Raw genomic sequence first — 26,014 nt, 5'->3', positions numbered from 1 at the left:
AGACTTATGACAGAAAAAAGACTGGCTTGGGATGAGTACTTTGCAGCCCAGGCTTTACTGATTGCCAATCGTTCGACCTGCAAACGTGCCAAGGTGGGGGCTGTCCTAGTCAAGGATAATAAAGTCATTTCAACAGGCTATAATGGTTCCGTATCAGGAACGGAGCACTGTATTGACCACGAATGTCTGGTCATTGAAGGTCACTGTGTCCGAACCCTTCACGCCGAGGTTAATGCCATCTTACAAGGGGCTGAACGAGGGGTTCCCAGAGGATTTACAGCCTATGTGACCCATTTCCCTTGTCTGAACTGTACCAAACAACTGCTACAAGTTGGTTGCAAGCGCGTGGTTTATATCAACCAGTACCGAATGGATGACTATGCCCAGTACCTTTATCAAGAAAAAGGCACCGAGTTGACCCATTTACCATTAGAGACTGTTCAGGCAGCTCTTCAAGAGGCAGATTTGATTTAAAAATTAATTAAAATAAATAGTTTAGGAAGCTTTTTAAACCGTTTTTTGATATAATAAGAAGAATAAATTGAAAGAAGGAACTCAGAAAATGGGAAAAATTGAAGTCATTAATCATCCACTCATTCAACACAAATTGTCTATCTTGCGTCGTACAGACACTTCTACAAAAGCTTTTCGTGAGCTAGTAGATGAGATTGCAATGTTGATGGGATATGAAGTACTTCGTGATCTTCCACTTGAAGATGTGGAAATCGAAACACCTATCACAAAGACCGTTCAAAAACAATTGGCTGGGAAAAAATTGGCGATTGTCCCAATCTTGCGCGCAGGTATCGGGATGGTAGATGGCCTCTTGAGCTTGGTTCCAGCAGCTAAAGTTGGTCATATCGGTATGTACCGTGATGAAGAAACCCTTCAACCAGTTGAATATTTGGTGAAATTGCCTGAGGATATTGACCAACGTCAAATCTTTGTCGTTGATCCAATGTTGGCAACAGGTGGCTCAGCAATCTTGGCAGTAGATTCGCTTAAAAAACGTGGCGCTTCAAATATCAAGTTTGTCTGCCTAGTATCTGCTCCAGAAGGAGTGAAAGCCCTTCAAGAAGCACATCCAGATGTAGAAATCTTTACAGCAGCCTTGGATGAACGCTTGAACGAACACGGTTATATCGTTCCAGGTCTTGGAGATGCTGGAGACCGCTTGTTCGGTACTAAATAAAATCCCAAAGTAAATAGTGAAACTAGAAGTTCGTTTTTGACTTGAAAGGAGGTTGAGTTTTTGTTTCTGTTTAGAGAATAGAGCAAAAATTTGACCTTTTTTGACCAAGAAGATATAATAGTTCTGTATTGAGTCGTAAGACTAAGAAAATTCAACATTAAAAGGAGAAATGAATGATTCCTGTAGTTATTGAACAAACAAGCCGTGGAGAACGTTCCTATGATATTTACTCTCGTCTTCTGAAAGACCGCATCATCATGCTAACAGGTCCCGTTGAAGACAACATGGCCAACTCCGTTATTGCTCAGTTGCTCTTCTTGGATGCCCAAGACAGCACAAAAGATATTTACCTTTATGTCAACACCCCTGGAGGATCTGTTTCAGCTGGTTTGGCAATCGTTGATACCATGAACTTTATCAAGGCAGATGTCCAAACAATCGTTATGGGGATGGCTGCATCCATGGGGACTGTCATTGCATCAAGTGGGGCAAAAGGCAAACGTTTCATGCTTCCAAATGCGGAGTACATGATTCACCAACCAATGGGTGGTACAGGTGGTGGTACCCAACAGACAGATATGGCAATCGCTGCAGAGCACTTGCTCAAAACTCGTAAGACTTTGGAGCAAATCCTTGCAGATAACTCTGGTAAATCAGTCGAGCAAATTCATGCAGATGCGGAACGTGATTACTGGATGAGTGCCCAAGAAACACTTGAGTATGGCTTTATTGATGAAATTATGGCCAACAATTCTTTAAGCTAAGCAACCTAGAAAGCAAACTCGACGGAGTTTGCTTTTTTTGATATAATAGGAGAAGATTTCTTAGAAAGAGGATTCCTCATGTTTGAAAAAACAAATCGATCAGGATTAATCATCTATCTCTACTATAATCGAGATGCAAAAAAACTTCAGGAATACGGTGATATCTGTTACCATTCCAAAAAACATCGTTACTTGCAGCTCTATGTTCCAACTGAGGAGCTAGATGACTTAGTTGAGAGATTAGGTAAGGAAAGATATATCAAGAAAATTAGACGTTGCCATATTCAAGAGCTAGAAACTCCCTTCGTTGGGAATCTCTATCGGACTGAAGAAAACGTTATCATTTAAAAAAGTTAAACAAATACATTGACAATTTTCTGATAATTCGGTATATTCTTAACATACAATTTTTGAAACAACTATAAGGAGATTAAAAATGAAGAAAAAATTTGCCCTATCTTTTGTGGCTCTTGCTAGTGTGGCTCTTCTTGCTGCCTGTGGAGAGGTCAAGTCAGGAGCGTCAAACACAACTGGAAATCCAGTAGACGAAAAAACAATTAAAATCGGTTTTAACTTTGAAGAGACAGGTGCTGTGGCAGCTTACGGTACAGCTGAACAAAAAGGTGCCCAACTTGCTGTAGACGAAATCAACGCTGCAGGTGGAATTGATGGAAAACAAATCGAAGTTGTAGACAAAGACAACAAGTCTGAAACTGCTGAAGCAGCTTCTGTTACAACAAACCTTGTTACCCAATCAAAAGTAGCAGCTATTGTAGGGCCTGCGACATCTGGTGCAACTGCTGCAGCTGTAGCTAACGCTACCAAAGCTGGAGTACCATTGATTTCACCAAGTGCTACTCAAGACGGTTTGACTAAAGGTCAAGATTACCTATTTATCGGAACATTCCAAGATAGCTTCCAAGGGAAGATTATTTCTAACTATGTAACAAACAAATTGAATGCTAAGAAGGTTGTTCTTTATACTGACAACGCTAGTGACTATGCAAAAGGTATTGCTAAATCTTTCCGCGAAGCCTACAAGGGTGAGATTGTAGCAGATGAAACATTCGTAGCAGGTGATACTGACTTCCAAGCAGCCCTTACTAAAATGAAAGACAAAGAGTTTGACGCTATCGTAGTTCCAGGTTACTACACAGAAGCTGGTAAAATTGTAAACCAAGCTCGTGGTATGGGAATTGATAAGCCAATCATTGGTGGTGATGGATTTAACGGTGAAGAATTTGTTCAACAAGCAACTGCTGAAAGAGCATCAAACATTTACTTCATCTCTGGATTCTCAACCACTGTTGATGTTTCTGCAAAAGCTAAATCTTTCCTTGAAGCATACCGTGCTAAATACAACGAAGAGCCTTCAACATTCTCAGCTTTGGCCTATGACTCAGTTTACCTAGTAGCAAATGCTGCAAAAGGTGCTAAAAACTCAGGTGAGATCAAAGACAACCTTGCTAAAACCAAAGATTTTGATGGTGTAACTGGTCAAACAAGCTTTGATGCTGACCACAATACAGTGAAAACTGCTTACATGATGACCATGAACAATGGTAAAGTTGAAGAAGCAGAAGTTGTAAAACCATAACATTAGAATAGTAATTGAAATGGGGAATGAGCCTTTGACTCACTCCCTGTTTCGGTGTTTATGAACTTGTGAAAATAATGAAATTTTCTAAAAAATAACGATAGAAAAGAGTGAATGCTATGCTCCAACAACTTGTGAATGGTCTAATTCTGGGTAGTGTTTATGCACTTTTGGCTCTGGGTTATACCATGGTTTATGGAATTATCAAACTCATCAACTTCGCCCATGGCGATATTTACATGATGGGTGCCTTTATTGGTTACTTTTTGATTAATTCTTTCCAAATGGATTTCTTTTTAGCTTTAATTATTTCAATGGCAGGAACCGCACTACTTGGTGTTGTGATTGAGTTTCTTGCATACCGTCCTTTACGACACTCTACACGTATTGCTGTATTGATTACTGCCATCGGAGTGTCTTTCCTACTGGAATACGGAATGGTTTATTTAGTAGGTGCCAATACTCGTGCCTTTCCTCAAGCAATTGAAACAGTCCGCTTTGACTTGGGACCAATTAGCTTGACAAACGTTCAATTGATGATTTTAGCAGTTTCTGTCCTCTTGATGGTTTTACTACAATTGATCGTCCAAAAAACAAAAATGGGGAAAGCCATGCGTGCGGTATCAGTTGATAGTGATGCTGCTCAATTGATGGGAATTAATGTAAATCGTACAATCAGTTTCACCTTTGCTTTGGGTTCAGCCCTTGCTGGTGCGGCAGGTGTCCTCATTGCCCTTTACTACAACTCTCTTGAACCTTTGATGGGTGTGACTCCAGGTCTAAAATCATTCGTTGCGGCCGTTCTTGGTGGTATCGGTATTATTCCTGGTGCAGCTCTAGGGGGATTTGTGATTGGCTTATTGGAAACTTTTGCTACTGCCTTCGGTATGTCTGATTTCCGTGATGCTATCGTGTATGGAATCTTGCTTTTGATTCTGATTGTTCGACCTGCAGGTATCCTTGGTAAGAATGTGAAAGAGAAGGTGTAAACAATGAAGACAAATCTTAAAGTAAATATTCTCTGGTTATTCCTTCTGTTAGCGGGTTATGGATTGATTAGTGTACTGGTTTCTGCTGGTGTTCTCAATCTATTCCATGTCCAAATTTTAGAACAAATTGGGATTAATATCATCCTTGCAGTAGGCTTGAACTTAATAGTTGGTTTTTCAGGACAATTCTCACTTGGTCATGCGGGTTTTATGGCGATTGGGGCTTATGCAGCAGCGATTATTGGTTCAAAATCACCAACCTATGGTGCCTTCTTTGGAGCAATGGTCTTGGGTGCCTTGATTTCTGGTGCAGTCGCTTTGCTCGTTGGGATTCCAACACTCCGTTTGAAGGGTGACTACCTGGCTGTTGCGACACTAGGTGTTTCAGAAATCATTCGTATCTTTATCATTAATGGTGGAAGTTTGACCAACGGTGCTGCTGGTATCTTGGGTATTCCAAACTTTACCAACTGGCAAATGGTTTATCTATTTGTGGTGATCACAACTATTGCAACTCTCAACTTCTTACGTAGTCCAATTGGACGCTCTACTCTATCTGTTCGTGAGGATGAGATTGCTGCTGAATCCGTTGGAGTAAACACTACAAAGATCAAGATTATCGCTTTTGTCTTTGGTGCCATTACAGCAAGTATTGCTGGTTCACTTCAGGCTGGTTTTATCGGATCTGTTGTGCCAAAAGATTACACCTTTATTAATTCCATCAATGTGTTGATTATCGTTGTATTTGGTGGACTTGGATCGATTACTGGTACCATCGTTTCAGCGATTGTTTTAGGAATTTTAAATATGCTCCTTCAAGATGTAGCTAGCGTACGTATGATCATCTACGCCTTGGCTCTTGTATTGGTGATGATTTTCAGACCAGGTGGACTTCTTGGGACATGGGAATTGAGTCTATCACGTTTCTTTAAAAAATCGAAGAAGGAGGGACAAAACTAATGGCATTACTTGAAGTTAAACAGTTAACCAAACATTTTGGCGGTCTAACAGCTGTTGGAGATGTCACTCTTGAATTGAACGAGGGAGAATTGGTTGGTCTGATTGGACCAAACGGGGCTGGTAAAACAACCCTTTTCAATCTCTTGACTGGTGTTTATGAACCAAGCGAAGGTACTGTGACACTAGATGGTCACCTCCTAAATGGGAAAACTCCCTATAAGATTGCTTCACTTGGACTCAGTCGTACTTTCCAAAATATTCGTTTGTTCAAGGACCTGACAGTTTTGGAAAATGTTTTGATTGCGTTTAGCAATCATCATAAACAACATGTCCTTGCAAGCTTTCTACGTTTACCAGCTTTTTATAAGAATGAGGAAGAATTAAAAAGCAAAGCTTTGGACTTGCTGAAGATTTTTGATTTGGATGGTGACGCAGATACTCTTGCCAAGAATCTAGCCTATGGCCAACAACGTCGATTGGAAATCGTTCGTGCTCTGGCAACAGAACCTAAAATCCTCTTTTTGGATGAACCTGCAGCTGGGATGAATCCTCAAGAAACAGCTGAATTGACAGAATTGATCCGTCGTATCAAAGATGAATTTAAAATTACCATCATGCTCATCGAACACGACATGAATTTGGTTATGGAAGTCACTGAGCGTATCTATGTTCTTGAATATGGTCGGTTGATCGCTCATGGGACTCCGGATGAGATCAAGAACGACAAACGCGTTATCGAAGCTTATCTAGGAGGTGAAGCCTAATGTCTATGTTAAAAGTTGAAAACCTCTCTGTGCATTACGGTATGATCCAAGCAGTTCGTGATGTAAGTTTCGAGGTTAATGAAGGTGAAGTTGTTTCTCTTATCGGTGCCAATGGTGCTGGTAAAACAACCATTCTTCGTACCCTTTCAGGTTTGGTTCGTCCAAGTGCTGGTAAAATTGAGTTTTTGGGAAAAGAAATTCAAAAGTTTCCAGCGCAAAAAATCGTAGCAGGTGGCCTTTCACAAGTTCCTGAGGGACGCCATGTTTTCCCAGGTTTGACTGTTATGGAAAACTTGGAAATGGGAGCCTTTTTAAAGAAAAATCGTGAAGAAAATCAAGCTAACTTGAAAAAAGTTTTCTCACGCTTCCCACGTCTTGAAGAGCGTAAAAACCAAGATGCGGCAACTCTTTCAGGTGGTGAACAGCAGATGCTGGCTATGGGACGCGCTCTCATGTCTACACCTAAGCTCCTTCTCTTGGATGAGCCGTCAATGGGACTTGCCCCAATCTTTATCCAGGAAATTTTTGATATCATTCAAGATATTCAGAAGCAAGGAACAACAGTTCTCCTAATTGAACAGAACGCTAACAAGGCCCTCGCTATCTCTGACCGAGGTTATGTACTTGAAACAGGAAAGATTGTCCTATCAGGAACAGGAAAAGAACTCGCAGCATCAGATGAAGTCAGAAAAGCATATCTAGGTGGCTAAAAAGGTCCAGTGGACCTTTTTAGTCGGCAGATAAGGATTACGTAAGTAATTATCCAATCCAGTGGATTGTTTTAGTCGGCGGATAAGGATTGCGCACGCAATCTCTCTCTATATAGTCTGGGGGCCCTTTTTAGTTGGCGGATAAGGATTGCAGCCAAGCGACACCTAATACGACTACTTATCAAAAATATAAAATATTTCAGGGCTCCAGAATAAGGAGCTCTTTTATGTTTATGTTTTTGAGGAAAGGGAAGAAGGTCATAATTTTTACTCATTGTTTCCCTATTTGAATTGACAGTCATTTTTGTTCATATTATAATATGAGTAAGAAAAAATTGAACAGGAGGACTGAGAAATGCTAACAGAGAAACAATTTAAACTTTTGCGTTTTATGTTGATACATAAAGAAAAGACCTTTACTCAGAGACAGTTAGCTGAAGAGTTAGACCTATCTTTAGGAACAATTAACACATTATTGAAAAAACTGAAAGAAGAGAAGTGGGTTGATGAGGAGCTTCACTTAACCGAACTGGGCCAAAAAGTTTTAGAACCCTATCGAGTAGAAAATGCCATTATAATGGCTGCTGGCATGAGTAGTCGTTTTGCTCCTTTGTCTTATGAAATTCCTAAAGGATTGCTTCAAGTCAAGGGGGAACGCTTGATAGAGAGGGAAATTAGACAACTGCAAGAAGCAGGAATAGAAGATATAACCGTTATTGTAGGCTATCTTCAAGAAAAAATGTTCTATCTTGCAGAGAAGTTTGGTGTAAAAATTGTAGTGAATAATGATTACTACAAATACAATAACTGTTCATCTCTCATGTTGGTTAAAAATCAACTTTCCAACACGTATATTTGTTCATCGGATAATTATTTTGTGGAAAATCCGTTTGAGCAATATATTTATAGAGGTTATTACTCGACGATATTTGCAGAAGGTCAAACGGACGAATATTGTGCTATAGAGGATTCGAATCACACGATTATTGATATCCAGATTGGTGGAGAAAATACTTGGGCCATGGTGGGGCACGTTTATTTCGACCGCGCATTCAGCGAGAAATTCAAGGAAGTTTTAGAAACCGAGTTTAAACACGAACCTTATCGGGAACAGCTTTGGGAGGATTACTATGGTCGCCATGTCAAAGAACTCCTTTTAGAAGCGCGCCACTATTCAGCGGATATTGTTAAAGAATTTGATTCACTAGATGAACTACGTCAATTTGATGAACGTTATTTGGTAAATGCAGATTCGGCCATTATTGATAATATCTGTAAGACATTAAAGTGTGTGGCTTCAGATATTGTCAATATCAAACCACTAAAAGATGGATTAACCAACACATCATTTTCATTTGACTGTCTAGGGAAAAGATATGTTTACCGTCATCCGGGTAGGGGAACAGAAAATTATATCGACCGAGCTAGTGAAGCAGCTTCTATGGAAATTGCTGCAAAATTAAAGATTGACCGTACCTTTGTAGCTATGAACAAAGATGAGGGCTGGAAAATTTCAGAATTTATTCCTAATGCTAAGCAACTGGATTATGATAATTGGGATGATGTGGCACAAGCAATGGACCTCTTGAGACGGTTACACCAATCTGGAGAAAAAACGGAACATTCCTTTGACCAATTTGAGGGAATTGATGATTTTAGAGAAAAATTGAAGGCTAGAAATCGATTTGAATTTGATGGCCTCGAGGAATTGGATGAAACTGTTTCACTTCTCAAAAATTATTTACAGAATGATCCCAAACAGGTTGTCCTTTGTCATGGAGATTCCTATAGTCCTAATTTCTTGTTGAATGAAGCAGGTGAAATGAGCTTGATTGATTGGGAATATTCTGGAATGGGAGAGCCAGCAGGAGATTTGGGCACCTTTATCGCGTGTTCCAATTATACCGTAGAGGATGCTGAAAAAGTACTGGAATTGTATTTGCAAGAAGTACCAGATAAGAAAACCAAACGTCACTATTTGGCTTATGTAGCAGTGACCTCATATTATTGGTTCTTATGGGCTTTGTTCCAGGAGAGTGTCGGAAAACCAGTTGGTGAATTTCTCTACATCTGGTATCGCTATACCAAACAATATGGACAACTAGCTCTTGATTTGTATTTGGAGGAAAACTAAGATGAAAACGACATCTGAAATTGAAGAATTAGTAGCAACTGAAACAAAGAGAAGATTGGAAGAAATGGAGTCACCAAACTACGAGTTTGTTCAACCCTTCCTAAAAAGTGATTTCATTTTAATCATCTCCATAGTCCTAATCAACCTTGTTTTGATTATCTTAGCAATGACGGGAGGAATTCAATAACATGTCTAAAATGAATGACTATATCCAACAAGAAACCATAACCGGAATTGTTCCCATGACCAATAAGGATCGTCAGTATTCTTTCTGGGATCTCTTTCTATCGACAAGTGGTTTTGCCATTGCTACTTGGTGTTATACCCAAGGAGCCTATGTAGCTCAATATTTGACCTTTAATCAAATGTTGATAAATATTTTTAGCTTTAACATTATCTGGGTCTTTATTGAATGTCTCCCTATTTTGTTTGCGGTTAAGTATGGAATTGATTTGTGGATTTGGTTGAGAGCCGTTCTAGGAAAAAGAGGTGTAGCCCTGTTATCAACCATTATTAGCTTGGCTAACTTTGGATGGTATGCTGTTGCGGCCAATCTTTTTGCTAGTTCCATGATCCATTTGGCAAATAACTTTGGTCTTGGTTTGGACAAGGGAGTATGGGCGCCTATTCTTGGTACCCTCTGTGTACTGCTTGGGACTCTCATTGCTCTTGGAGGCCCAGAAGTGATTAAATGGACCAATCGCTTCTTGGTTATCGCCTTGTTGATTGTCGGTCTGATTATCGTTGGAATCTGCTTTGTCGCCGTTCCTATAACGGATATTATGAATATCCAGCCTGCCACTCAAGGAGATTTAACGCCATTAGAACGCTTCATGCTCTCTGGAGAAGGAAATGTTGCCTTTGCTTTCTCTTGGTCTACACAGGCATTGGTGTTACCGCGTTTAGCAAAATCAGAACGCAGTGGTTATTGGGCTACAGCCTTATCATACGGAGTTGTGGCTCCATTCTTCGTTGCGACAGGTGGAGTCATGGCTCTAGCCATGTTTGTCAAAACAGGTGTGTATGAAAGTGATCCAACAACCATGCTATCAACTCTAAGCACCCCAGCCTTTGCCCTCTTAAGTCTACTACTAGTAGCCTTTGCCAATATTGGAACCCAGGGAACAGGATCGTATGTGAACTGTATGATTGTCAAAAGCGGGATGCCCAAAGTAAGCTATAAACTAATGGTTTGGATTGCCATGGTTTACGTGAGTCTACTCACTATCTGGGGAGGAGTAGAAGAGTATTTCGGATCCTTCATCTCCCTAGCTGCCTATATTCAGGGGCCAATTATTGGTATGATTGTTGTCGACTATTTTATCTTAAGAAAACGAAAACTCGACTTGCGTTCAGCCTATTTCCTTGAAGGGCATGACGCCTACGAGTTTACTAAAGGATTTAACTTAGTTGGCTTGTCTTGCGTATTTATCTCCTTATTGGTAGCGGTACTTTTTGTCTACAACCCTGTAACTGCACAAATTCAAAGTCCAATCTTTTTAATCACAACTGGTAGCGGATTTACTGCGCTATTTGGCGGTCTACTATATTTGCTAGCCAGTCTTAGCCCACTGAAACGTTATATGATAAAAGATCGAGACACTGTTACGATTTAAGAATAGAGGGGACTTCGGTTCCCTTTTAAATTACACTGGCTTTTTATGCAAACTTCTCAGATTATTCAAAATCTTGAAAAAGAGATGAAAGCGTTTGATAGATTTTCTAAGAAAGTGTATAATAAAAGTAGCAATATAGAAGGAGAAGTCTCATGGCAGTTAAAGATTTCATGACCCGTAAGGTAGTTTATATCAGTCCAGATACGACTGTAGCACATGCAGCAGATTTGATGCGCGAGCAAGGCTTGCACCGTTTACCTGTTATCGAAAACGATCAATTAGTCGGATTGGTAACAGAAGGAACCATTGCGGAAGCCAGCCCATCTAAAGCAACCAGTCTCTCTATCTATGAGATGAATTATCTTCTGAATAAAACCAAAGTAAAAGATGTAATGATTCGAGATGTCGTGACGGTTTCTGGCTATGCTAGTTTAGAAGATGCGACCTACCTGATGCTAAAAAATAAAATTGGGATATTACCAGTCGTAGACAATCATCAGGTCTACGGTGTCATTACAGATCGCGATGTTTTTCAGGCTTTCTTGGAAATCGCTGGATACGGAGAAGAGGGGATTCGCGTTCGTTTCATTACAGAAAATGAAGTAGGAGTGCTGGGAAAAATTGTAGCTCTAATTGTAGAAGAGGATTTAAATATTTCCCATACTGTTAACATTCCACGTAAGGATGGCAAGGTCGTTATCGAAGTTCAAATTGATGGAAAAATCGATTTGACTGCATTAAAGGATAAGTTTGAAAAAGAAGGAATTCAAGTGGAGGAGATCACTCATACCTCTGCTAAAGTCCTTTAAACAAGAGGCTTTAGAGCCTCTTTTCTTCTGCCATCAAAAGCGGTGAAAAGCAAAATATGGAAAGAAATGAGAGATTATGGTATAATAAAACGATATGAAAAGGAGTATCTATGGACATTTCAGAAATTCGTCAAAAAATTGACGCAAATCGTGAAAAATTAGCTTCTTTTAGGGGGTCTCTTTGACCTCGAAGGATTAGAGGAAGAGATTGCCATCTTGGAAAACAAGATGACAGAACCTGATTTTTGGAACGATAATATCGCGGCCCAAAAAACGTCGCAAGAATTAAATGAATTAAAAAACACCTACAACACCTTCCGTAAAATGGAAGAGTTGCAGGATGAAGTTGAGATTTTATTGGACTTTTTAGCAGAAGACGAGTCAGTCCATGATGAACTGGTCGAACAGTTGACAGAACTGGATAAGATGATGACCAGCTACGAGATGACCCTTCTCTTGTCAGAACCTTATGACCATAATAATGCAATCTTGGAAATCCATCCAGGATCTGGTGGTACTGAGGCACAGGATTGGGGCGATATGTTGCTTCGTATGTATACTCGTTATGGAAATGCCAAAGGCTTTAAAGTAGAAGTCTTGGATTACCAGGCTGGTGATGAAGCAGGTATCAAATCTGTGACCTTGTCTTTTGAAGGACCCAATGCATACGGCCTACTTAAATCAGAAATGGGTGTTCACCGTTTGGTCCGTATTTCGCCATTTGACTCTGCCAAACGTCGCCATACTTCATTTACATCCGTAGAGGTTATGCCTGAGTTGGATGATACCATCGAAGTGGAGATTCGTGAAGATGATATCAAAATGGATACCTTCCGTTCAGGTGGCGCTGGTGGACAGAACGTCAATAAGGTTTCAACAGGTGTGCGTTTGACACACATTCCTACGGGAACTGTCGTCCAATCAACGGTCGATCGTACCCAGTATGGAAATAGAGATCGTGCCATGAAGATGTTGCAGGCTAAGCTCTATCAAATGGAGCAAGAAAAGAAAGCTGCGGAAGTTGATTCCCTTAAAGGTGAGAAAAAAGAAATCACATGGGGAAGCCAAATCCGTTCATATGTTTTCACGCCTTATACTATGGTAAAAGATCACCGTACAAGCTTTGAAGTTGCTCAGGTAGATAAGGTGATGGATGGAGACCTTGATGGTTTTATCGATGCCTACCTCAAGTGGCGAATCAGCTAAGATAGAAAGGAACTCATATGTCAATCATTGAAATGAGAGATGTTGTCAAAAAGTATGACAATGGAACGACTGCCCTGCGTGGAGTATCTGTTACCATTGAACCAGGAGAGTTTGCCTATATCGTAGGACCTTCTGGGGCAGGTAAGTCAACCTTTATTCGAGCTTTATACCGAGAAGTAAAGATCGAAAAAGGAAGCCTAACAGTTGCAGGCTTTAATTTAGTTAAAATTAAGAAGAAAGATGTCCCACTTCTACGTCGTAGTGTTGGGGTAGTCTTTCAGGATTACAAACTCTTGCCTAAGAAGACTGTTTATGAGAATATTGCCTATGCAATGGAAGTAATCGGTGAGAGCCGTCGCAACATCAAAAAACGTGTTATGGAAGTATTGGACCTGGTCGGTTTGAAACATAAGGTTCGCTCTTTCCCTAATGAACTCTCAGGTGGAGAGCAGCAACGGATTGCGATTGCTCGTGCGATTGTCAACAATCCTAAAGTATTGATTGCCGATGAGCCAACAGGAAACTTGGACCCAGATAATTCATGGGAAATTATGAATCTGTTGGAACGCATCAATCTCCAAGGTACTACTGTCTTGATGGCGACTCACAATAGCCAGATTGTAAATACCTTGCGCCACCGTGTCATTGCCATTGAAAATGGCCGTGTCGTTCGTGACGAAGCTAAAGGAGAATATGGATACGATGATTAGTAGATTTTTTCGCCATTTATTTGAATCATTAAAAAGTTTAAAACGAAATGGCTGGATGACAGTAGCAGCAGTAAGTTCGGTTATGATTACCTTAACACTCGTTGCCCTGTTTGCATCTGTAATTTTTAATACAGCGAAACTGGCTACCGATATTGAAAACAACGTTCGAGTCATGGTTTACATTCGTAAGGATGTAGCTGATAACAGTGAGACGATTGTAAAAGAAGGTCAGACAGTTACCAACAATGACTACCACAAGGTCTATGATGCTTTGAAAGCTATACCTGCTGTTAAGAGTGTTACCTTCTCAAGTAAAGAAGAACAGTACGAAAAACTAACGGAAACAATGGGTGACGATTGGAAGGTCTTTGAAGGGGATGCAAACCCTCTCTATGATGCTTATATCGTCGACACAAATTCTCCGAGTGATGTTAAAACGGTAGCTGAAGAAGCTAAGAAAATCGAGGGAGTTTCAGAAGTTCAAGATGGTGGAGCCAACACTCAACGACTTTTTGAACTAGCTTCCTTTATCCGTGTTTGGGGATTGGTTATTGCAGGGCTCTTGATTTTTATCGCAGTCTTCCTCATTTCCAATACCATCCGTATCACCATTATTTCACGTAGTCGTGAGATTCAGATCATGCGTCTGGTAGGAGCGAAAAATGGCTATATCCGTGGTCCATTCTTGCTAGAAGGTGCTTTTATTGGCTTGCTTGGTGCAGCGATTCCTTCAGTCCTTGTATTCTTTGTTTACAATATGGTTTATCAATCGGTCAATAAATCCTTGGTAGGTCAAAACTTGTCAATGATTACGCCAGATGTGTTTATCCCTCTGATGACAGTCCTATTATTTATAATCGGAATTTTCATTGGTTCAATTGGTTCAGGGATTTCGATGCGTCGATTCTTGAAGATCTAGTTGGATTTAAATGCAAATTGCAGTACAAATCAGAAAAATAATACATATTTAAAAGAGAAGTTTTTGTAAACTTCTCTTTTTCCTTTTTAAAAATTAAAAAAAATAGACAATTTTTTTATAAAAGCCTTTACAAAAAAAATAAAAGTGGTATAATTAATACATAACCAAATGCAAACGTTTTCGTAAAACGTTTGCCTAAATAAAATAAAGGAGATTTGAATGATGAAAGCTACATTCAAAAATGTCTTGTCTTTCGAATTTTGGCAAAAATTCGGTAAGGCTTTAATGGTGGTTATCGCCGTTATGCCAGCGGCGGGATTGATGATCTCAATCGGTAAATCAATCGTGATGATCGACCCAAACCTTGCTCCTCTAGTGATTACAGGTGGAATCCTTGAGCAAATTGGTTGGGGGGTTATCGGTAACCTTCATATCTTGTTTGCCCTTGCTATTGGGGGAAGCTGGGCAAAAGAACGTGCAGGTGGTGCATTTGCAGCTGGACTTGCATTTATCTTGATTAACCGTATCACAGGTGCTATCTTCGGTGTTACAGGTGATATGTTGAAAAACCCTGAAGCAATGGTTACTACCTTCTTTGGTGGTTCAATCAAGGTTGCTGACTACTTTATCAGCGTTCTTGAGGCACCAGCTCTTAACATGGGGGTTTTCGTAGGGATTATCTCTGGTTTTGTTGGGGCAACAGCTTATAACAAATACTACAACTTCCGTAAACTTCCTGATGCCCTTTCATTCTTCAATGGTAAACGTTTCGTACCATTCGTCGTTATTCTTCGTTCAGCTATTGCTGCAATTCTACTTGCTGCCTTTTGGCCAGTAGTTCAAACAGGTATCAACAACTTCGGTATTTGGATTGCCAACTCACAAGAAACTGCTCCAGTCCTTGCACCATTCTTGTATGGTACTTTGGAACGTTTGCTCTTGCCATTCGGTCTTCACCACATGTTGACTATCCCAATGAACTACACAGCTCTTGGTGGAACATACGAAGTGTTAACCGGTGCAGCAAAAGGAACACAAGTATTTGGTCAAGATCCACTTTGGCTTGCTTGGGTAACGGACCTTGTTAACCTTAAAGGTTCAAATGCCGACCAATACCAACACCTTCTTACAACAGTCACTCCAGCTCGTTTCAAAGTTGGACAAATGATCGGTTCATTTGGTATCTTGATGGGTGTCATCGTTGCTATCTACCGCAATGTTGATGCTGACAAGAAACACCAATACAAGGGTATGATGATTGCGACAGCTCTTGCAACCTTCTTGACAGGGGTTACTGAACCTATCGAGTATATGTTCATGTTCATCGCAACACCGCTTTACCTTGTTTATTCAGTAGTTCAAGGTGCTGCCTTTGCTATGGCAGATATTGTTCACCTTCGTGTCCACTCATTCGGTTCAATTGAATTCTTGACTCGTACACCATTGGCAATTAATGCTGGTATTGGTATGGATATCGTTAACTTTATCTGGGTAACTGTTCTCTTTGCGGTTATCATGTACTTCATTGCCAACTTCATGATCAAAAAATTCAACTACGCAACTCCAGGACGTAACGGAAACTACGAAACAGCTGAAGGAGCATCAGAAGAAGCAACTCCTGGAACTCCAAAAGTTGCAGCAGCTTCTCAAGCCGTAAATATCATTAACCTTCTTGGCGGTCGTGCAAATATCGTAGATGTGGATGCATGTATGACTCGTCTTCGTGTAACTGTTAAAGACGCAGATCGCGTTGGTACTGAGGAACAATGGAAAGCAGAAGGAGCTATGGGGCTTGTCATGAAAGGACAAGGTGTCCAAGCTATCTACGGACCAAAAGCTGACGTATTGAAATCTGATATCCAAGATATCCTTGACTCAGGTGAAGTAATTCCTGAAACTCTTCCAAGTCAAATGACAGAAACTCAACAAAATACTGTCCATTTCAAAGGTGTAACTGAGGAAGTTTACTCAGTAGCTGACGGTCAAGTTGTTGCTTTAGAACAAGTGGAAGATCCAGTTTTTGCTCAAAAAATGATGGGTGATGGATTTGCAGTAGAGCCAGCAAATGGCAACATTGTATCTCCAGTTACTGGTACTGTATCAAGTATCTTCCCAACAAAACACGCTCTTGGTCTTGTCACTGACTCAGGTCTTGAAGTGCTTGTTCATATTGGTTTGGATACAGTAAGTCTTGAAGGAAAACCATTTACTGTTCATGTCTCTGAAGGACAAAAAGTGGTTGCTGGTGATCTTCTTGTTACAGCTGACTTGGATGCTATTCGAGAAGCAGGACGTAAAACATCAACAGTGGTTGTCTTCACAAATGGTGATGTCCTCAAATCAGTTAAATTAGAACAAACGGGTTCTCTTGCAGCTAAAACAGCAGTTGCTAAAGTAGAATTGTAATATACTTGGGGTTGGAAGCTGTTTTCCAACCTCTTGTTTTAGGAGAAAAGCATGAAATTTCTAACACTCAATACCCACAGTTGGATGGAGAAGGAAGCAGAGGAAAAATTCCAAATCTTACTCCAAGACATTCTTGATAAGGATTATGATTTGATTTGTTTCCAAGAGATCAATCAAGAAATGGCTTCGCCTGAGGTAGAGGTTAACAATCACTATCAAGCTTTACCATCAGCAGCACCCATTCATCAGGACCACTATGTCCGACTTCTAGTTGAAAAATTGTCTGAGAAAGGGAAAAACTACTACTGGACTTGGGCTTACAATCATGTTGGCTATGACCGCTACCATGAAGGCGTAGCCATCTTATCCAAAACACCTATTAAGGCGCGTGAGATTTTAGTATCAGATGTAGATGATCCAACGGACTACCATACTCGTCGCGTTGCCTTGGCTGAGACAGAGGTTGAAGATAAGGAACTTGCTCTTGCAAGCGTTCATCTCTCTTGGTGGGATAAAGGTTTCCAAGAAGAATGGGCACGATTTGAGGCTGTACTAAAAGAGTTGAACAAACCTCTAATTTTAGCGGGTGATTTTAATAATCCAGCTGGTCAGGAAGGCTATCAAGCGATTTTAGCTAGCCCATTAGGATTACAAGACGCGTTTGAAGTTGCGAAAGAAAGAAGTGGTAGCTATACCGTTCCACCAGAAATTGATGGCTGGAAAGGTAATACCGAGCCACTACGAATCGACTACGTCTTTACGACCAAAGAGTTAGAAGTAGAGAGTTTACAAGTAGTTTTTGATGGCCAAAATAGTCCACAAGTCAGTGATCATTATGGTTTGAATGCTGTATTGACTTGGAAATAATGAAAGAGGTTGGAACCAGAGAGTTTCAACCTTTTAATCTATTCGAATCTTTACTACAGGACTGAGACTCAAATGGGACTACTGCAATAGGATAAAATATGGTATAATTGAAAGGATAGAATCGAGGATAATATGTCATTTACGAAATTTCAGTTTAAAAACTATATAGAAAAGGCATTGGAGGAGTTGAAGTTTACGACTCCTACCGAAGTTCAGGAAAAGTTGATTCCTATTGTCTTGGCGGGTCGTGATTTGGTGGGCGAGTCAAAAACAGGTTCAGGAAAGACTCATACTTTCTTATTACCCATTTTCCAGCAATTAGATGAAACTAGCGATAGTGTGCAAGCGGTCATTACTGCACCAAGTCGTGAGTTGGCTACTCAAATCTACCAAGCAGCTCGTCAGATTGCAGCTCACTCAGATATCGAAGTTCGTGTGGTTAATTATGTGGGTGGTACGGATAAGACGCGTCAGATTGAGAAACTTGCCAGCAACCAGCCTCATATCGTTATCGGAACACCGGGTCGTATCTATGACTTGGTCAAATCTGGTGATTTGGCTATTCACAAGGCCAAGACCTTTGTAGTTGATGAAGCCGATATGACCTTGGATATGGGATTCTTGGAAACCGTTGATAAGATTGCAGGGAGCCTTCCAAAAGACTTGCAATTCATGGTCTTTTCAGCAACTATTCCACAAAAATTGCAACCGTTCTTGAAAAAATACTTGTCAAATCCTGTCATGGAAAAAATCAAGACTAAGACAGTTATCTCAGATACCATTGATAATTGGTTGATTTCGACCAAGGGCCGCGACAAGAATGCTCAAATTTACGAGCTGACCCAGTTGATGCAGCCTTATTTAGCAATGATTTTTGTTAACACAAAAACGCGTGCTGATGAGTTACATGCCTACTTGACTGCTCAAGGATTGAAGGTTGCTAAGATTCATGGAGATATTGCCCCTCGTGAACGTAAGCGGATCATGAATCAGGTGAAAAATCTTGATTTTGAGTACATTGTTGCAACAGACCTGGCAGCGCGTGGAATTGACATTGAAGGTGTCAGTCATGTCATCAATGATGCCATTCCGCAAGACTTGTCTTTCTTTGTTCACCGTGTTGGACGAACTGGGCGCAACGGACTGCCTGGTACAGCGATTACCCTTTACCAGCCTAGTGATGACTCGGATATCCGTGAGTTGGAGAAATTAGGGATCAAGTTTACTCCTAAGATGGTCAAAGACGGAGAGTTTCAAGATACTTATGACCGTGATCGTCGTGCTAATCGTGAAAAGAAGCAGGATAAGCTTGATATTGAAATGATTGGCTTGGTTAAAAAGAAAAAGAAAAAGGTCAAACCAGGCTATAAGAAGAAGATTCAATGGGCGGTGGATGAAAAACGCCGCAAAACCAAGCGTGCTGAAAATCGCGCACGTGGGCGTGCAGAGCGAAAAGCCAAACGCCAAACATTTTAAAAACTCAGTAGAATCACCTGATTCTACTGAGTTTTTATTTTCTGAACTATTCAAAGGAGATAATAATTATATATTTTAAATAATTTGATTTATAAAACAGTAATTGCTTTAAAACCTTTTTTAGACCGATATTTTATTGAAATCGTAAGGAAAAAAATTGAAAACTATACAAAATTGTGTTATTATACTATAAAACAATCGGATTATATAATATGATCCGTGAAAAGAAAAGGGGACTTTTATGGATAAATCATTTATGAAACAACAACGTTTTTCATTCCGTAAAATGAAAGTTGGGTTGGCTTCTGTAGCAATTTTGTTTGCTTTTGCTCAGGTCGGACAAGTGTCTGCAGATGAAACAACAAAAGCGGAATCTGCTGCAACTGAAACAGTAAAGAAAACTGAAGCAAATAAATCGGCAGTCGAAGCTGCTGTAGCAGAAATTAAAGCTGATGAGGCGAAACCAGTCGTTAACCAATCAGATGCAAAACCTGGAGAGCTTGTTGATGTTTCTAAGAAGGTTTCACCTATTGACGTGAAAGAACGCCAAGAAGGTGATCAAAAGATTCATGAAGAAACTGCAACAGTCGAAGTCACAAAGACAGAAGTGGCACCTGTAAAAAGCGAAGAACTTCCTGCTCCAAAGACTGAAACAACTGAGAGTACAGTGAGCGGCAAAGATGAAGATGGAAATTCTTATACCCAATATGAACGTGTTGATAAAACAACTACAGTCGAAATCAAGAAAGCGACAAGAACGATTTCAAAATCTAACTCTGCCGATATCGTTTTTGTTGTTGACCGTTCAGCATCTATGTCTCGAACTATTGACACTGTCCGTAACAATATCAATGAGTTTGCAAGAAATCTTGCTAAAGATGGAGTAGCAGCACGTTTTGGATTAGCTACCTTTAGTGATGAAGTATATGGACGTATAGGTGGATTAGCAGATGAGGGTACAATTTTAACAAAATTTAATGAATCTTATTTTACCTCTGACCCAGCTGAGCTTGAAAAAGCCTTAGCAGGCATTAAGCTTGCACATGGTGGAGATTTCCCTGAAACATCTACACCTACTCTTACACAAATTGTTTCAACCTACGACTGGTCTAAGTCACCTAAAAATAAAAAGTTTGTCGTATTGTTGACAGATGCTCCAATGAAGGAGGATCCTTCAATTCCAACGATGGCGAATACTCTTGCGTCTTTGAAAGCCGCAAAAATCGAAAGAATTGTTGCAACTTCGACAGGGACCGATATTAGCTATAAAGATTTTGTATCTGAAGGTCGATTAATGAATATTAATCGTAACTTGGCTGATTCTTTAACTAAGGATGCAACTACATGGATTGTTGAAACTGTGACTGAAGGACACAATTACAAGGTAACGAAAGATAATTACCAATTTTACCTAGAACGTCGTACAACACTACCTATTGCTCAGACAGGAAGTGCGACTCCAAATACCACAGTTCCAGTAGCTACAGCTTATAAAAAAGAAGTGACGAAACTCCCTGATACAGGAAGTAATGATACAGCGAACTATGGTATTGTAGGACTTGGCCTCCTAATGGCTGGACTTGGCTTAACTGTAAGCAATAGAAAGTCTAAGGAACAGTAAACCTAACTGGAAGATTGTTGGTAAGAACATTGTCATAAAAAAATAGGTAGTTTGTAGATGAAGTATGCAGATAAGCATAGGTATGACCTTCTGTATTATGGAGCACAAGCCGAAATTTTATGACGAGAAAAGAGCCGTAAGGTTCTTTTTTCGATTTCGAGAAAATACTGCAAAAAAAAGTAAAAAGTGGTATAATGATAAGGTTATATAGTCCCGATAAGGTGGTAGGTATTCATTACTAGTAGTTTTCCTATCAGTACTTTGTAACTCTATAACAATATTTTTTAAGGGGGGACATTTTTATGTCAGAACGTAAATTATTCACGTCTGAATCTGTATCTGAGGGGCATCCAGATAAGATTGCAGACCAAATTTCAGATGCGATTTTGGATGCTATTTTAGCAAAGGATCCAGAGGCGCACGTTGCTGCTGAGACAGCTGTCTACACTGGTTCCGTCCATGTTTTTGGTGAAATTTCTACACATGCTTATGTGGATATTAACCGTGTGGTTCGTGATACCATTGCAGAGATTGGTTATACCAATACAGAGTATGGTTTTTCTGCGGAAACAGTTGGAGTTCATCCATCGCTTGTTGAGCAGTCACCAGATATCGCCCAAGGGGTTAACGAAGCCTTGGAGGTTCGTGGAAATGCAGATCAAGATCCGCTTGACTTGATTGGAGCTGGAGACCAAGGGCTCATGTTTGGATTTGCGGTGGATGAGACAGAAGAACTCATGCCATTGCCAATCTCACTCAGCCACAAGCTAGTTCGTCGTTTGGCAGAACTTCGTAAGTCTGGTGAAATCAGCTATCTCCGTCCAGATGCTAAATCACAAGTTACAGTTGAGTATGATGAAAATGACCGTCCGGTACGTGTGGACACAGTCGTGATTTCAACTCAGCACGATCCAGAAGTTAGCAATGAACAAATTCACAATGATGTGATTAGCAAGGTTATCAAAGAGGTGATCCCGGCTTCTTACTTGGATGAACAGACAAAATTCGTCATCAATCCGACTGGTCGCTTTGTAATCGGTGGACCTCAAGGGGACTCAGGCTTGACTGGTCGTAAGATCATCGTGGATACCTATGGTGGCTACTCTCGTCATGGTGGAGGTGCCTTCTCTGGTAAGGATGCGACTAAAGTGGACCGTTCAGCTTCTTATGCGGCTCGCTACATTGCCAAGAACATCGTTGCAGCAGGTCTTGCTAAGAAGGCAGAAGTGCAATTGGCCTATGCCATCGGTGTGGCCCAGCCTGTTTCCGTTCGTATCGATACTTTTGGTACAGGAACAGTAGCTGAAAGCAAGCTTGAAAAAGCAGCGCGTCAAATCTTTGACCTTCGCCCTGCAGGAATTATCCAAATGCTGGATCTCAAACGCCCAATTTACCGTCAAACAGCGGCTTATGGACACATGGGACGTACAGATATTGACCTTCCATGGGAACATCTGGATAAGGTAGATGCTTTAAAAGAAGCTGTGAAATAAAACTAAAAGATTGGTAGTTGTGCACTACCAATCTTTTTTGCAAAAGAAAACCAGCTTTTGGCTGGTTTTCTTATTTTACAGGGATTGAAATCTCAATCAATTTATCTGAATAAAGCGTCTTGATATTGGCTTCATCAATGCTTCCTTTGTCGATTTTACGTTTCAAGAAGAAGTCTTGGATGGTTTCGATTTCAGGTTCACGAATAGCACGGTGTTTGTTGGAAATGAGGATTTCATAGTGAAGCGGGGCTTGTGTGAAAACTACATCTGTGTTTCCAGCAGAATAGACCTCGACAAGAGTTGCGTCTGTGCTTTCTAATTGGCTTTTTACAAGTTGCGAGTGTGAGTTTGTCGTATTGATAAGCTTCATAACAGTTCCTCCGATTTTCTAACTCTATTATAGCACTTTTTGGATAAAATCGTGTATTTTAGCCAATTCCATGCTGGATTTTCCAAGCTTCTATTCCCCATTTATGGCTACCACGTTTGAGTTTTTCAATTGCTTCATCAATAGGGAACCAAGCAATATGATTAAAATCTTCCAATGGTTTTTGTACTTTTTGGAAAGAAATAGCTTCATAGAGATAAGCTGGATTGTAGTAGTAGGTATCACGGTGGCGAGAGTAGAAATACTCATCAGCTTGCCCATAAAAGGTTCCAATCTCAGCTGTAAAGCCAAGTTCTTCGATTAGTTCTCTCTTCAGTGCTTCTTGATGATCTTCGTCTGCTTCAATCTCTCCACCTGGCAAGAACCAAGCCCCATTGGGAGCTTGGACTAGGACAATTTGTTTTTTCTCCGCATCAGGAATAACTGCGTACACACCATAGCGGGGCTGGTAGGTCACATTCTCTTTTTTTTCACCAAAAGTTGGGTTTGCCATTGCATTTTCCTCATTCTCTAGTATCTTTATTATTATCATAATGGACGAGGCGCTAGCTGTCAAGGTTTTACATTTATTTTAGTAAAAAAAGGTGCAGAAAATGATGGACTTTCTGCACTTGTTATATAGAATTATTCTTCTATTTCAGAAGCAATCTCTTCTGTTTTCTCACTTTTCTTTGTAGATTTGATTTGAATATTGCCATTGCTTGTCATGACTGCCTTGAGGGCTTTCTCACTTGGATTTTCAAGGTAGAAGTCTGTTATGGCATCCTCGATATGGTCTTGAATGGTGCGGCGGAGTGGGCGCGCCCCCATTTTTGGATCATATCCCAAGTCAACCAACTTTTCCTTGACCTTGTCAGTCACATCGAGGTGGATATTGTTGCTAGAGAGGCGTTTGTTGACATCCGCTAGCATGAGTTCGACGATTTGGAGAAGGTTGTCCTTGCTGAGAGGTTTAAATTCGATGATGCCGTCAAAACGGTTCATAAACTCAGGACTAAAGAAGTTACCGAGTTCACCAAGAACAGAATTAGTACGTCCTTCACGAGCAGCTCCAAAACCAACACTGGCTTCGGCCTTACCCGTACCAGCATTTGAGGTCATGATAATGATAGCATCCTTAAAGCTAACTGTTCGTCCTTGCCCATCTGTCAAACGACCATCGTCCAAGACTTGAAGGAACGTGTGCATCACATCTGGATGGGCTTTCTCGACCTCATCGAGAAGGATAAGTGAGTAAGGATTGCGACGAACTTTTTCCGTTAACTGACCAGCTTCATCATAGCCGACATAACCTGGAGGGGCTCCGACCAATTTAGCCACACTGTGTTTTTCCATGTATTCACTCATATCAAAGCGAATCATGCTGTCAGCAGAGCCAAAGAGTTCAATGGCTAGTTGTTTGGAAAGTTCTGTCTTACCGACACCAGTTGGTCCGACAAAGAGGAAACTTCCGATTGGGCGGTTGGGAGTTCCAAGTCCAACACGATTACGACGGATGGCCTTGGCAATCTTATCGACAGCTTCATCTTGACCTATAACATGGGCCTTGAGGTCGTCTGCTAGATGGATAAGCTGAGACTGTTCTTTTTCTTTGAGTTCTCCAACAGGGATATTGGTTTTCTGCTCAATGATATGTTCAATAGTTTTCTCGCTGATGATTGGAGTATCCTGATCGGTCACCTTGTTCTTTTGCATTTCTTTGTACTTGGCAATCTGATCGCGGAAATAAGCAGCCTTTTCAAAGTCTTCCTCTCGTGTAGCTTGAGCTTTGAGATTCTCAGCTTCAATTAAACGCTGATCAATCACTTTAGGATCAACAAAGTTCAGTGTCAGATTCATCTTTGAACCAGCTTCGTCCAACAGGTCAATAGCCTTGTCTGGCAAGAAGCGGTCTTGGATGTAGCGATTGGAAAGATTTGCAGCAGCTTCAATGGCCGCGTCTGTGTACTTGACGTGGTGGTAGTCCTCATATTTCTTTTGAATCCCTTTGAGGATGATAATGGTTTCTTCGACAGTTGGTTCATCTACCTTGACAGGTTGCATACGGCGCTCTAGGGCAGCATCTTTTTCAATGATACGGTATTCATTGAGAGTAGTGGCACCGACCATTTGTAATTCACCACGGGCAAGGGCTGGTTTGAGGATATTTCCTGCATCCATATTGCCATCGCCAGCAGATCCTGCACCAACAATTTCATGGATTTCGTCGATAAAGAGGATGATGTCCTCGCGTTTGCGAATTTCTTCCATGAGCTTTTGCATTCGTTCTTCAAATTGGCCTCGAATCCCTGTTCCTTGGACTAGACTGACCACGTCCAGACGGATGACCTGCTTGCCTTGAAGTTTATGGGGAACATCGCCATCGACAATCTTCTGAGCTAGACCTTCGACAACGGCTGTTTTACCAACACCTGGTTCTCCGATAAGGACAGGGTTGTTCTTGGTTCGACGGTTGAGGATTTCGATAACGCGGATAATCTCCTCATCTCGACCGATAACAGGGTCAATATCTCCCCGACGAGCAATCTCAGTAATATTGATACCGTATTCCTCAAGGAGTCCTCTTTCTTGGCTAGGAGGTGTTTGAAGTGGGCCGCGGTTTTGAGGTCCATAACCACCGTTTCCTCCATATCCTCCACCAGATTGAGTTGGAGGGACGTTATTAGAAGAAGGTTTGAAATTGTTCAAATCATTGAAAAAGTCGCCAAATGGATCAAAGTCATGATTATTTAAGTCAGTCATTCCTTTAAAGAGGGTATTATTTGGATCTGTTTTGATAATTTTATAGCAATTTTGACAGAGATCAATTTGCTTTTGCTGTCCATTGATATTGGTATACAGATGAATTGTTGAGTCGTTAATTTTACAGTTTTGACAGAGCATACATCTACCTCATTTCATTCTTATTCTTGGTCTAAGAAAAAGGTCAAGAATAGTCAAAGTTTTATACTCTCATTATAGCATGATTAAGGCGTAAAGCAAGTAAAAAGATTGGGAAGTGGTCGTTTTTAAAAGAAGGATTTATGGAGAATCCAGCGACATTGAAGGTAAGAAAAAATCCCATTTGTGGTGACAAAAAGGATTCTCATTCATCGGGCCTTACTGCCCGTTGTTTTTATATTAGTAAAGGAGTTCGTAGATCTCCATTGCAATCAAATCAATGCTATCAAAAGTATAAGTTTCACGAGCTTCTACATCGCGAAGGGTGAAGAGTGATCCGTTTTCTTCGTCGTGGCTGTATGCAACTTCTGCGACAACAACACCTTCACGTTCAAAATTACGTTTTAGATTTCCACCATCTTTTGTCATTGCTTCTAGGCGGTTAATGATTCTAACCAAATGTGATTCCATTTTGATTCTCCTCCATTTCTTATCGTTTCTATTTTACCATAA

The 26,014-nt window shown here is 40.6% G+C and carries 25 protein-coding genes; 21 read left to right on the top strand and 4 right to left on the bottom strand.

From position 1 onward, the window contains the following. Positions 1–6 precede the first annotated feature (6 nt). The 21 genes from D8844_RS01080 (at position 7) to metK (ending at position 22,233) form a co-directional block, all read left to right on the top strand. A complete protein-coding gene (locus D8844_RS01080; RefSeq protein WP_000136993.1) occupies positions 7–474 on the top strand; it encodes a deoxycytidylate deaminase in 468 nt (155 codons plus the stop codon). Positions 475–562: 88 nt separating this feature from the next. Continuing rightward, the gene (gene upp, locus D8844_RS01075) at positions 563–1,192 is read left to right on the top strand and encodes a uracil phosphoribosyltransferase (protein WP_000515974.1); all 630 of its coding nucleotides are present in this window, start codon (positions 563–565) and stop codon (positions 1,190–1,192) included. A gap of 173 nt (positions 1,193–1,365) precedes the next feature. Beyond that, a complete protein-coding gene (gene clpP, locus D8844_RS01070) occupies positions 1,366–1,956 on the top strand; it encodes an ATP-dependent Clp protease proteolytic subunit ClpP (protein ID WP_000613467.1) in 591 nt (196 codons plus the stop codon). A 78-nt stretch (positions 1,957–2,034) separates the two neighbouring features. After that, a complete protein-coding gene (locus D8844_RS01060; RefSeq protein ID WP_042902526.1) occupies positions 2,035–2,304 on the top strand; it encodes a YlbG family protein in 270 nt (89 codons plus the stop codon). A gap of 88 nt (positions 2,305–2,392) precedes the next feature. Further along, positions 2,393–3,553 (top strand): ABC transporter substrate-binding protein, encoded by a 1,161-nt coding sequence (locus D8844_RS01055; RefSeq protein ID WP_125391165.1) that lies wholly within the window; start codon positions 2,393–2,395, stop codon positions 3,551–3,553. A 119-nt stretch (positions 3,554–3,672) separates the two neighbouring features. Further along, positions 3,673–4,542 carry a branched-chain amino acid ABC transporter permease gene (locus D8844_RS01050; protein WP_000941413.1) on the top strand — a complete coding sequence of 290 codons (870 nt, stop codon included), beginning with the start codon at positions 3,673–3,675 and terminating at the stop codon, positions 4,540–4,542. A gap of 3 nt (positions 4,543–4,545) precedes the next feature. Further along, the gene (locus tag D8844_RS01045; RefSeq protein WP_000856262.1) at positions 4,546–5,502 is read left to right on the top strand and encodes a branched-chain amino acid ABC transporter permease; all 957 of its coding nucleotides are present in this window, start codon (positions 4,546–4,548) and stop codon (positions 5,500–5,502) included. Continuing rightward, the gene (locus tag D8844_RS01040; RefSeq protein ID WP_001186013.1) at positions 5,502–6,266 is read left to right on the top strand and encodes an ABC transporter ATP-binding protein; all 765 of its coding nucleotides are present in this window, start codon (positions 5,502–5,504) and stop codon (positions 6,264–6,266) included. Before D8844_RS01045 ends, D8844_RS01040 begins: the two co-directional genes overlap by 1 nt. Further along, positions 6,266–6,976, top strand: a complete 711-nt coding sequence (locus tag D8844_RS01035) for an ABC transporter ATP-binding protein (RefSeq protein WP_125421209.1) — start codon at positions 6,266–6,268, stop codon at positions 6,974–6,976. Before D8844_RS01040 ends, D8844_RS01035 begins: the two co-directional genes overlap by 1 nt. A 355-nt stretch (positions 6,977–7,331) precedes the next feature. Next, entirely contained in the window at positions 7,332–9,110 is a 1,779-nt protein-coding gene (locus D8844_RS01030; protein ID WP_125421206.1) for a phosphotransferase, read from the top strand. Between the two features lies 1 nt (position 9,111). Continuing rightward, positions 9,112–9,297: a hypothetical protein gene (locus D8844_RS01025; RefSeq protein ID WP_000859104.1), complete on the top strand. Its 186-nt coding sequence runs from the start codon at positions 9,112–9,114 to the stop codon at positions 9,295–9,297. Between the two features lies 1 nt (position 9,298). Continuing rightward, a complete protein-coding gene (locus D8844_RS01020; protein ID WP_125421203.1) occupies positions 9,299–10,726 on the top strand; it encodes a cytosine permease in 1,428 nt (475 codons plus the stop codon). Positions 10,727–10,878: 152 nt separating this feature from the next. Further along, entirely contained in the window at positions 10,879–11,535 is a 657-nt protein-coding gene (locus D8844_RS01015; RefSeq protein ID WP_000268643.1) for a CBS domain-containing protein, read from the top strand. A gap of 110 nt (positions 11,536–11,645) precedes the next feature. Next, positions 11,646–12,741 (top strand): peptide chain release factor 2 gene (gene prfB / locus D8844_RS01005; RefSeq protein WP_096753628.1). Its coding sequence is split into 2 segments (ribosomal slippage): positions 11,646–11,717 and positions 11,719–12,741, totalling 1,095 coding nucleotides; the frame shifts between segments, so codons are not numbered across the junction. A 17-nt stretch (positions 12,742–12,758) separates the two neighbouring features. Next, on the top strand, positions 12,759–13,451 hold the full coding sequence (gene ftsE / locus D8844_RS01000) for a cell division ATP-binding protein FtsE (RefSeq protein WP_000022275.1): 693 nt from the start codon (positions 12,759–12,761) through the stop codon (positions 13,449–13,451). After that, positions 13,444–14,370 carry a permease-like cell division protein FtsX gene (ftsX, locus tag D8844_RS00995; protein ID WP_049504944.1) on the top strand — a complete coding sequence of 309 codons (927 nt, stop codon included), beginning with the start codon at positions 13,444–13,446 and terminating at the stop codon, positions 14,368–14,370. The genes ftsE and ftsX overlap by 8 nt, the downstream gene beginning before the upstream one ends. 219 nt (positions 14,371–14,589) lie before the next feature. Then, on the top strand, positions 14,590–16,776 hold the full coding sequence (locus D8844_RS00990; protein ID WP_125421200.1) for a PTS transporter subunit IIBC: 2,187 nt from the start codon (positions 14,590–14,592) through the stop codon (positions 16,774–16,776). 51 nt (positions 16,777–16,827) lie between these two features. Further along, positions 16,828–17,643, top strand: coding sequence for an endonuclease/exonuclease/phosphatase family protein (locus D8844_RS00985; protein WP_125421197.1), 816 nt, complete (start codon positions 16,828–16,830; stop codon positions 17,641–17,643). Positions 17,644–17,775: 132 nt separating this feature from the next. Then, on the top strand, positions 17,776–19,119 hold the full coding sequence (locus D8844_RS00980; protein ID WP_125421194.1) for a DEAD/DEAH box helicase: 1,344 nt from the start codon (positions 17,776–17,778) through the stop codon (positions 19,117–19,119). A 241-nt stretch (positions 19,120–19,360) separates the two neighbouring features. Next, positions 19,361–20,740 (top strand): VWA domain-containing protein, encoded by a 1,380-nt coding sequence (locus D8844_RS00975; protein ID WP_125421191.1) that lies wholly within the window; start codon positions 19,361–19,363, stop codon positions 20,738–20,740. Between the two features lie 302 nt (positions 20,741–21,042). Then, positions 21,043–22,233, top strand: a complete 1,191-nt coding sequence (gene metK / locus D8844_RS00970) for a methionine adenosyltransferase (RefSeq protein WP_125421188.1) — start codon at positions 21,043–21,045, stop codon at positions 22,231–22,233. 70 nt (positions 22,234–22,303) lie between these two features. On the opposite strand, the gene D8844_RS00965 is transcribed toward metK, so the two are convergent. The 4 genes from D8844_RS00965 to D8844_RS00950 all read right to left on the bottom strand — a co-directional run bounded on the left by D8844_RS00965 (position 22,304) and on the right by D8844_RS00950 (position 25,972). Then, on the bottom strand, positions 22,304–22,603 hold the full coding sequence (locus tag D8844_RS00965; protein WP_000767208.1) for a DUF1827 family protein: 300 nt from the start codon (positions 22,601–22,603) through the stop codon (positions 22,304–22,306). Between the two features lie 58 nt (positions 22,604–22,661). Then, on the bottom strand, positions 22,662–23,114 hold the full coding sequence (locus tag D8844_RS00960; protein WP_125421185.1) for an NUDIX hydrolase: 453 nt from the start codon (positions 23,112–23,114) through the stop codon (positions 22,662–22,664). A 131-nt stretch (positions 23,115–23,245) separates the two neighbouring features. After that, positions 23,246–25,504, bottom strand: coding sequence for an ATP-dependent Clp protease ATP-binding subunit (locus tag D8844_RS00955; RefSeq protein ID WP_125421182.1), 2,259 nt, complete (start codon positions 25,502–25,504; stop codon positions 23,246–23,248). 237 nt (positions 25,505–25,741) lie between these two features. Further along, positions 25,742–25,972: a DUF1797 family protein gene (locus D8844_RS00950; protein WP_000443577.1), complete on the bottom strand. Its 231-nt coding sequence runs from the start codon at positions 25,970–25,972 to the stop codon at positions 25,742–25,744. Between the last annotated feature and the right edge of the window lie 42 nt (positions 25,973–26,014).

The sequence above is a fragment of the Streptococcus oralis genome, assembly GCF_003942875.1.
In the GTDB taxonomy this organism is placed as follows: domain Bacteria; phylum Bacillota; class Bacilli; order Lactobacillales; family Streptococcaceae; genus Streptococcus; species Streptococcus oralis_BX.
This window is presented reverse-complemented; position numbering and strand designations above follow the sequence as displayed.

Excerpts from the sequence above, each read along its gene's own strand:
- D8844_RS01080 (WP_000136993.1), top strand. The coding sequence starts at position 7 with ATGACAGAAAAAAGACTGGCTTGGGATGAGTACTTTGCAGCCCAGGCT.
- upp (WP_000515974.1), top strand. The coding sequence starts at position 563 with ATGGGAAAAATTGAAGTCATTAATCATCCACTCATTCAACACAAATTG.
- clpP (WP_000613467.1), top strand. The coding sequence starts at position 1,366 with ATGATTCCTGTAGTTATTGAACAAACAAGCCGTGGAGAACGTTCCTAT.
- D8844_RS01060 (WP_042902526.1), top strand. The coding sequence starts at position 2,035 with ATGTTTGAAAAAACAAATCGATCAGGATTAATCATCTATCTCTACTAT.
- D8844_RS01055 (WP_125391165.1), top strand. The coding sequence starts at position 2,393 with ATGAAGAAAAAATTTGCCCTATCTTTTGTGGCTCTTGCTAGTGTGGCT.
- D8844_RS01050 (WP_000941413.1), top strand. The coding sequence starts at position 3,673 with ATGCTCCAACAACTTGTGAATGGTCTAATTCTGGGTAGTGTTTATGCA.
- D8844_RS01045 (WP_000856262.1), top strand. The coding sequence starts at position 4,546 with ATGAAGACAAATCTTAAAGTAAATATTCTCTGGTTATTCCTTCTGTTA.
- D8844_RS01040 (WP_001186013.1), top strand. The coding sequence starts at position 5,502 with ATGGCATTACTTGAAGTTAAACAGTTAACCAAACATTTTGGCGGTCTA.
- D8844_RS01035 (WP_125421209.1), top strand. The coding sequence starts at position 6,266 with ATGTCTATGTTAAAAGTTGAAAACCTCTCTGTGCATTACGGTATGATC.
- D8844_RS01030 (WP_125421206.1), top strand. The coding sequence starts at position 7,332 with ATGCTAACAGAGAAACAATTTAAACTTTTGCGTTTTATGTTGATACAT.
- D8844_RS01025 (WP_000859104.1), top strand. The coding sequence starts at position 9,112 with ATGAAAACGACATCTGAAATTGAAGAATTAGTAGCAACTGAAACAAAG.
- D8844_RS01020 (WP_125421203.1), top strand. The coding sequence starts at position 9,299 with ATGTCTAAAATGAATGACTATATCCAACAAGAAACCATAACCGGAATT.
- D8844_RS01015 (WP_000268643.1), top strand. The coding sequence starts at position 10,879 with ATGGCAGTTAAAGATTTCATGACCCGTAAGGTAGTTTATATCAGTCCA.
- ftsE (WP_000022275.1), top strand. The coding sequence starts at position 12,759 with ATGTCAATCATTGAAATGAGAGATGTTGTCAAAAAGTATGACAATGGA.
- ftsX (WP_049504944.1), top strand. The coding sequence starts at position 13,444 with ATGATTAGTAGATTTTTTCGCCATTTATTTGAATCATTAAAAAGTTTA.
- D8844_RS00990 (WP_125421200.1), top strand. The coding sequence starts at position 14,590 with ATGATGAAAGCTACATTCAAAAATGTCTTGTCTTTCGAATTTTGGCAA.
- D8844_RS00985 (WP_125421197.1), top strand. The coding sequence starts at position 16,828 with ATGAAATTTCTAACACTCAATACCCACAGTTGGATGGAGAAGGAAGCA.
- D8844_RS00980 (WP_125421194.1), top strand. The coding sequence starts at position 17,776 with ATGTCATTTACGAAATTTCAGTTTAAAAACTATATAGAAAAGGCATTG.
- D8844_RS00975 (WP_125421191.1), top strand. The coding sequence starts at position 19,361 with ATGGATAAATCATTTATGAAACAACAACGTTTTTCATTCCGTAAAATG.
- metK (WP_125421188.1), top strand. The coding sequence starts at position 21,043 with ATGTCAGAACGTAAATTATTCACGTCTGAATCTGTATCTGAGGGGCAT.
- D8844_RS00965 (WP_000767208.1), bottom strand. The coding sequence starts at position 22,603 with ATGAAGCTTATCAATACGACAAACTCACACTCGCAACTTGTAAAAAGC.
- D8844_RS00960 (WP_125421185.1), bottom strand. The coding sequence starts at position 23,114 with ATGGCAAACCCAACTTTTGGTGAAAAAAAAGAGAATGTGACCTACCAG.
- D8844_RS00955 (WP_125421182.1), bottom strand. The coding sequence starts at position 25,504 with ATGCTCTGTCAAAACTGTAAAATTAACGACTCAACAATTCATCTGTAT.
- D8844_RS00950 (WP_000443577.1), bottom strand. The coding sequence starts at position 25,972 with ATGGAATCACATTTGGTTAGAATCATTAACCGCCTAGAAGCAATGACA.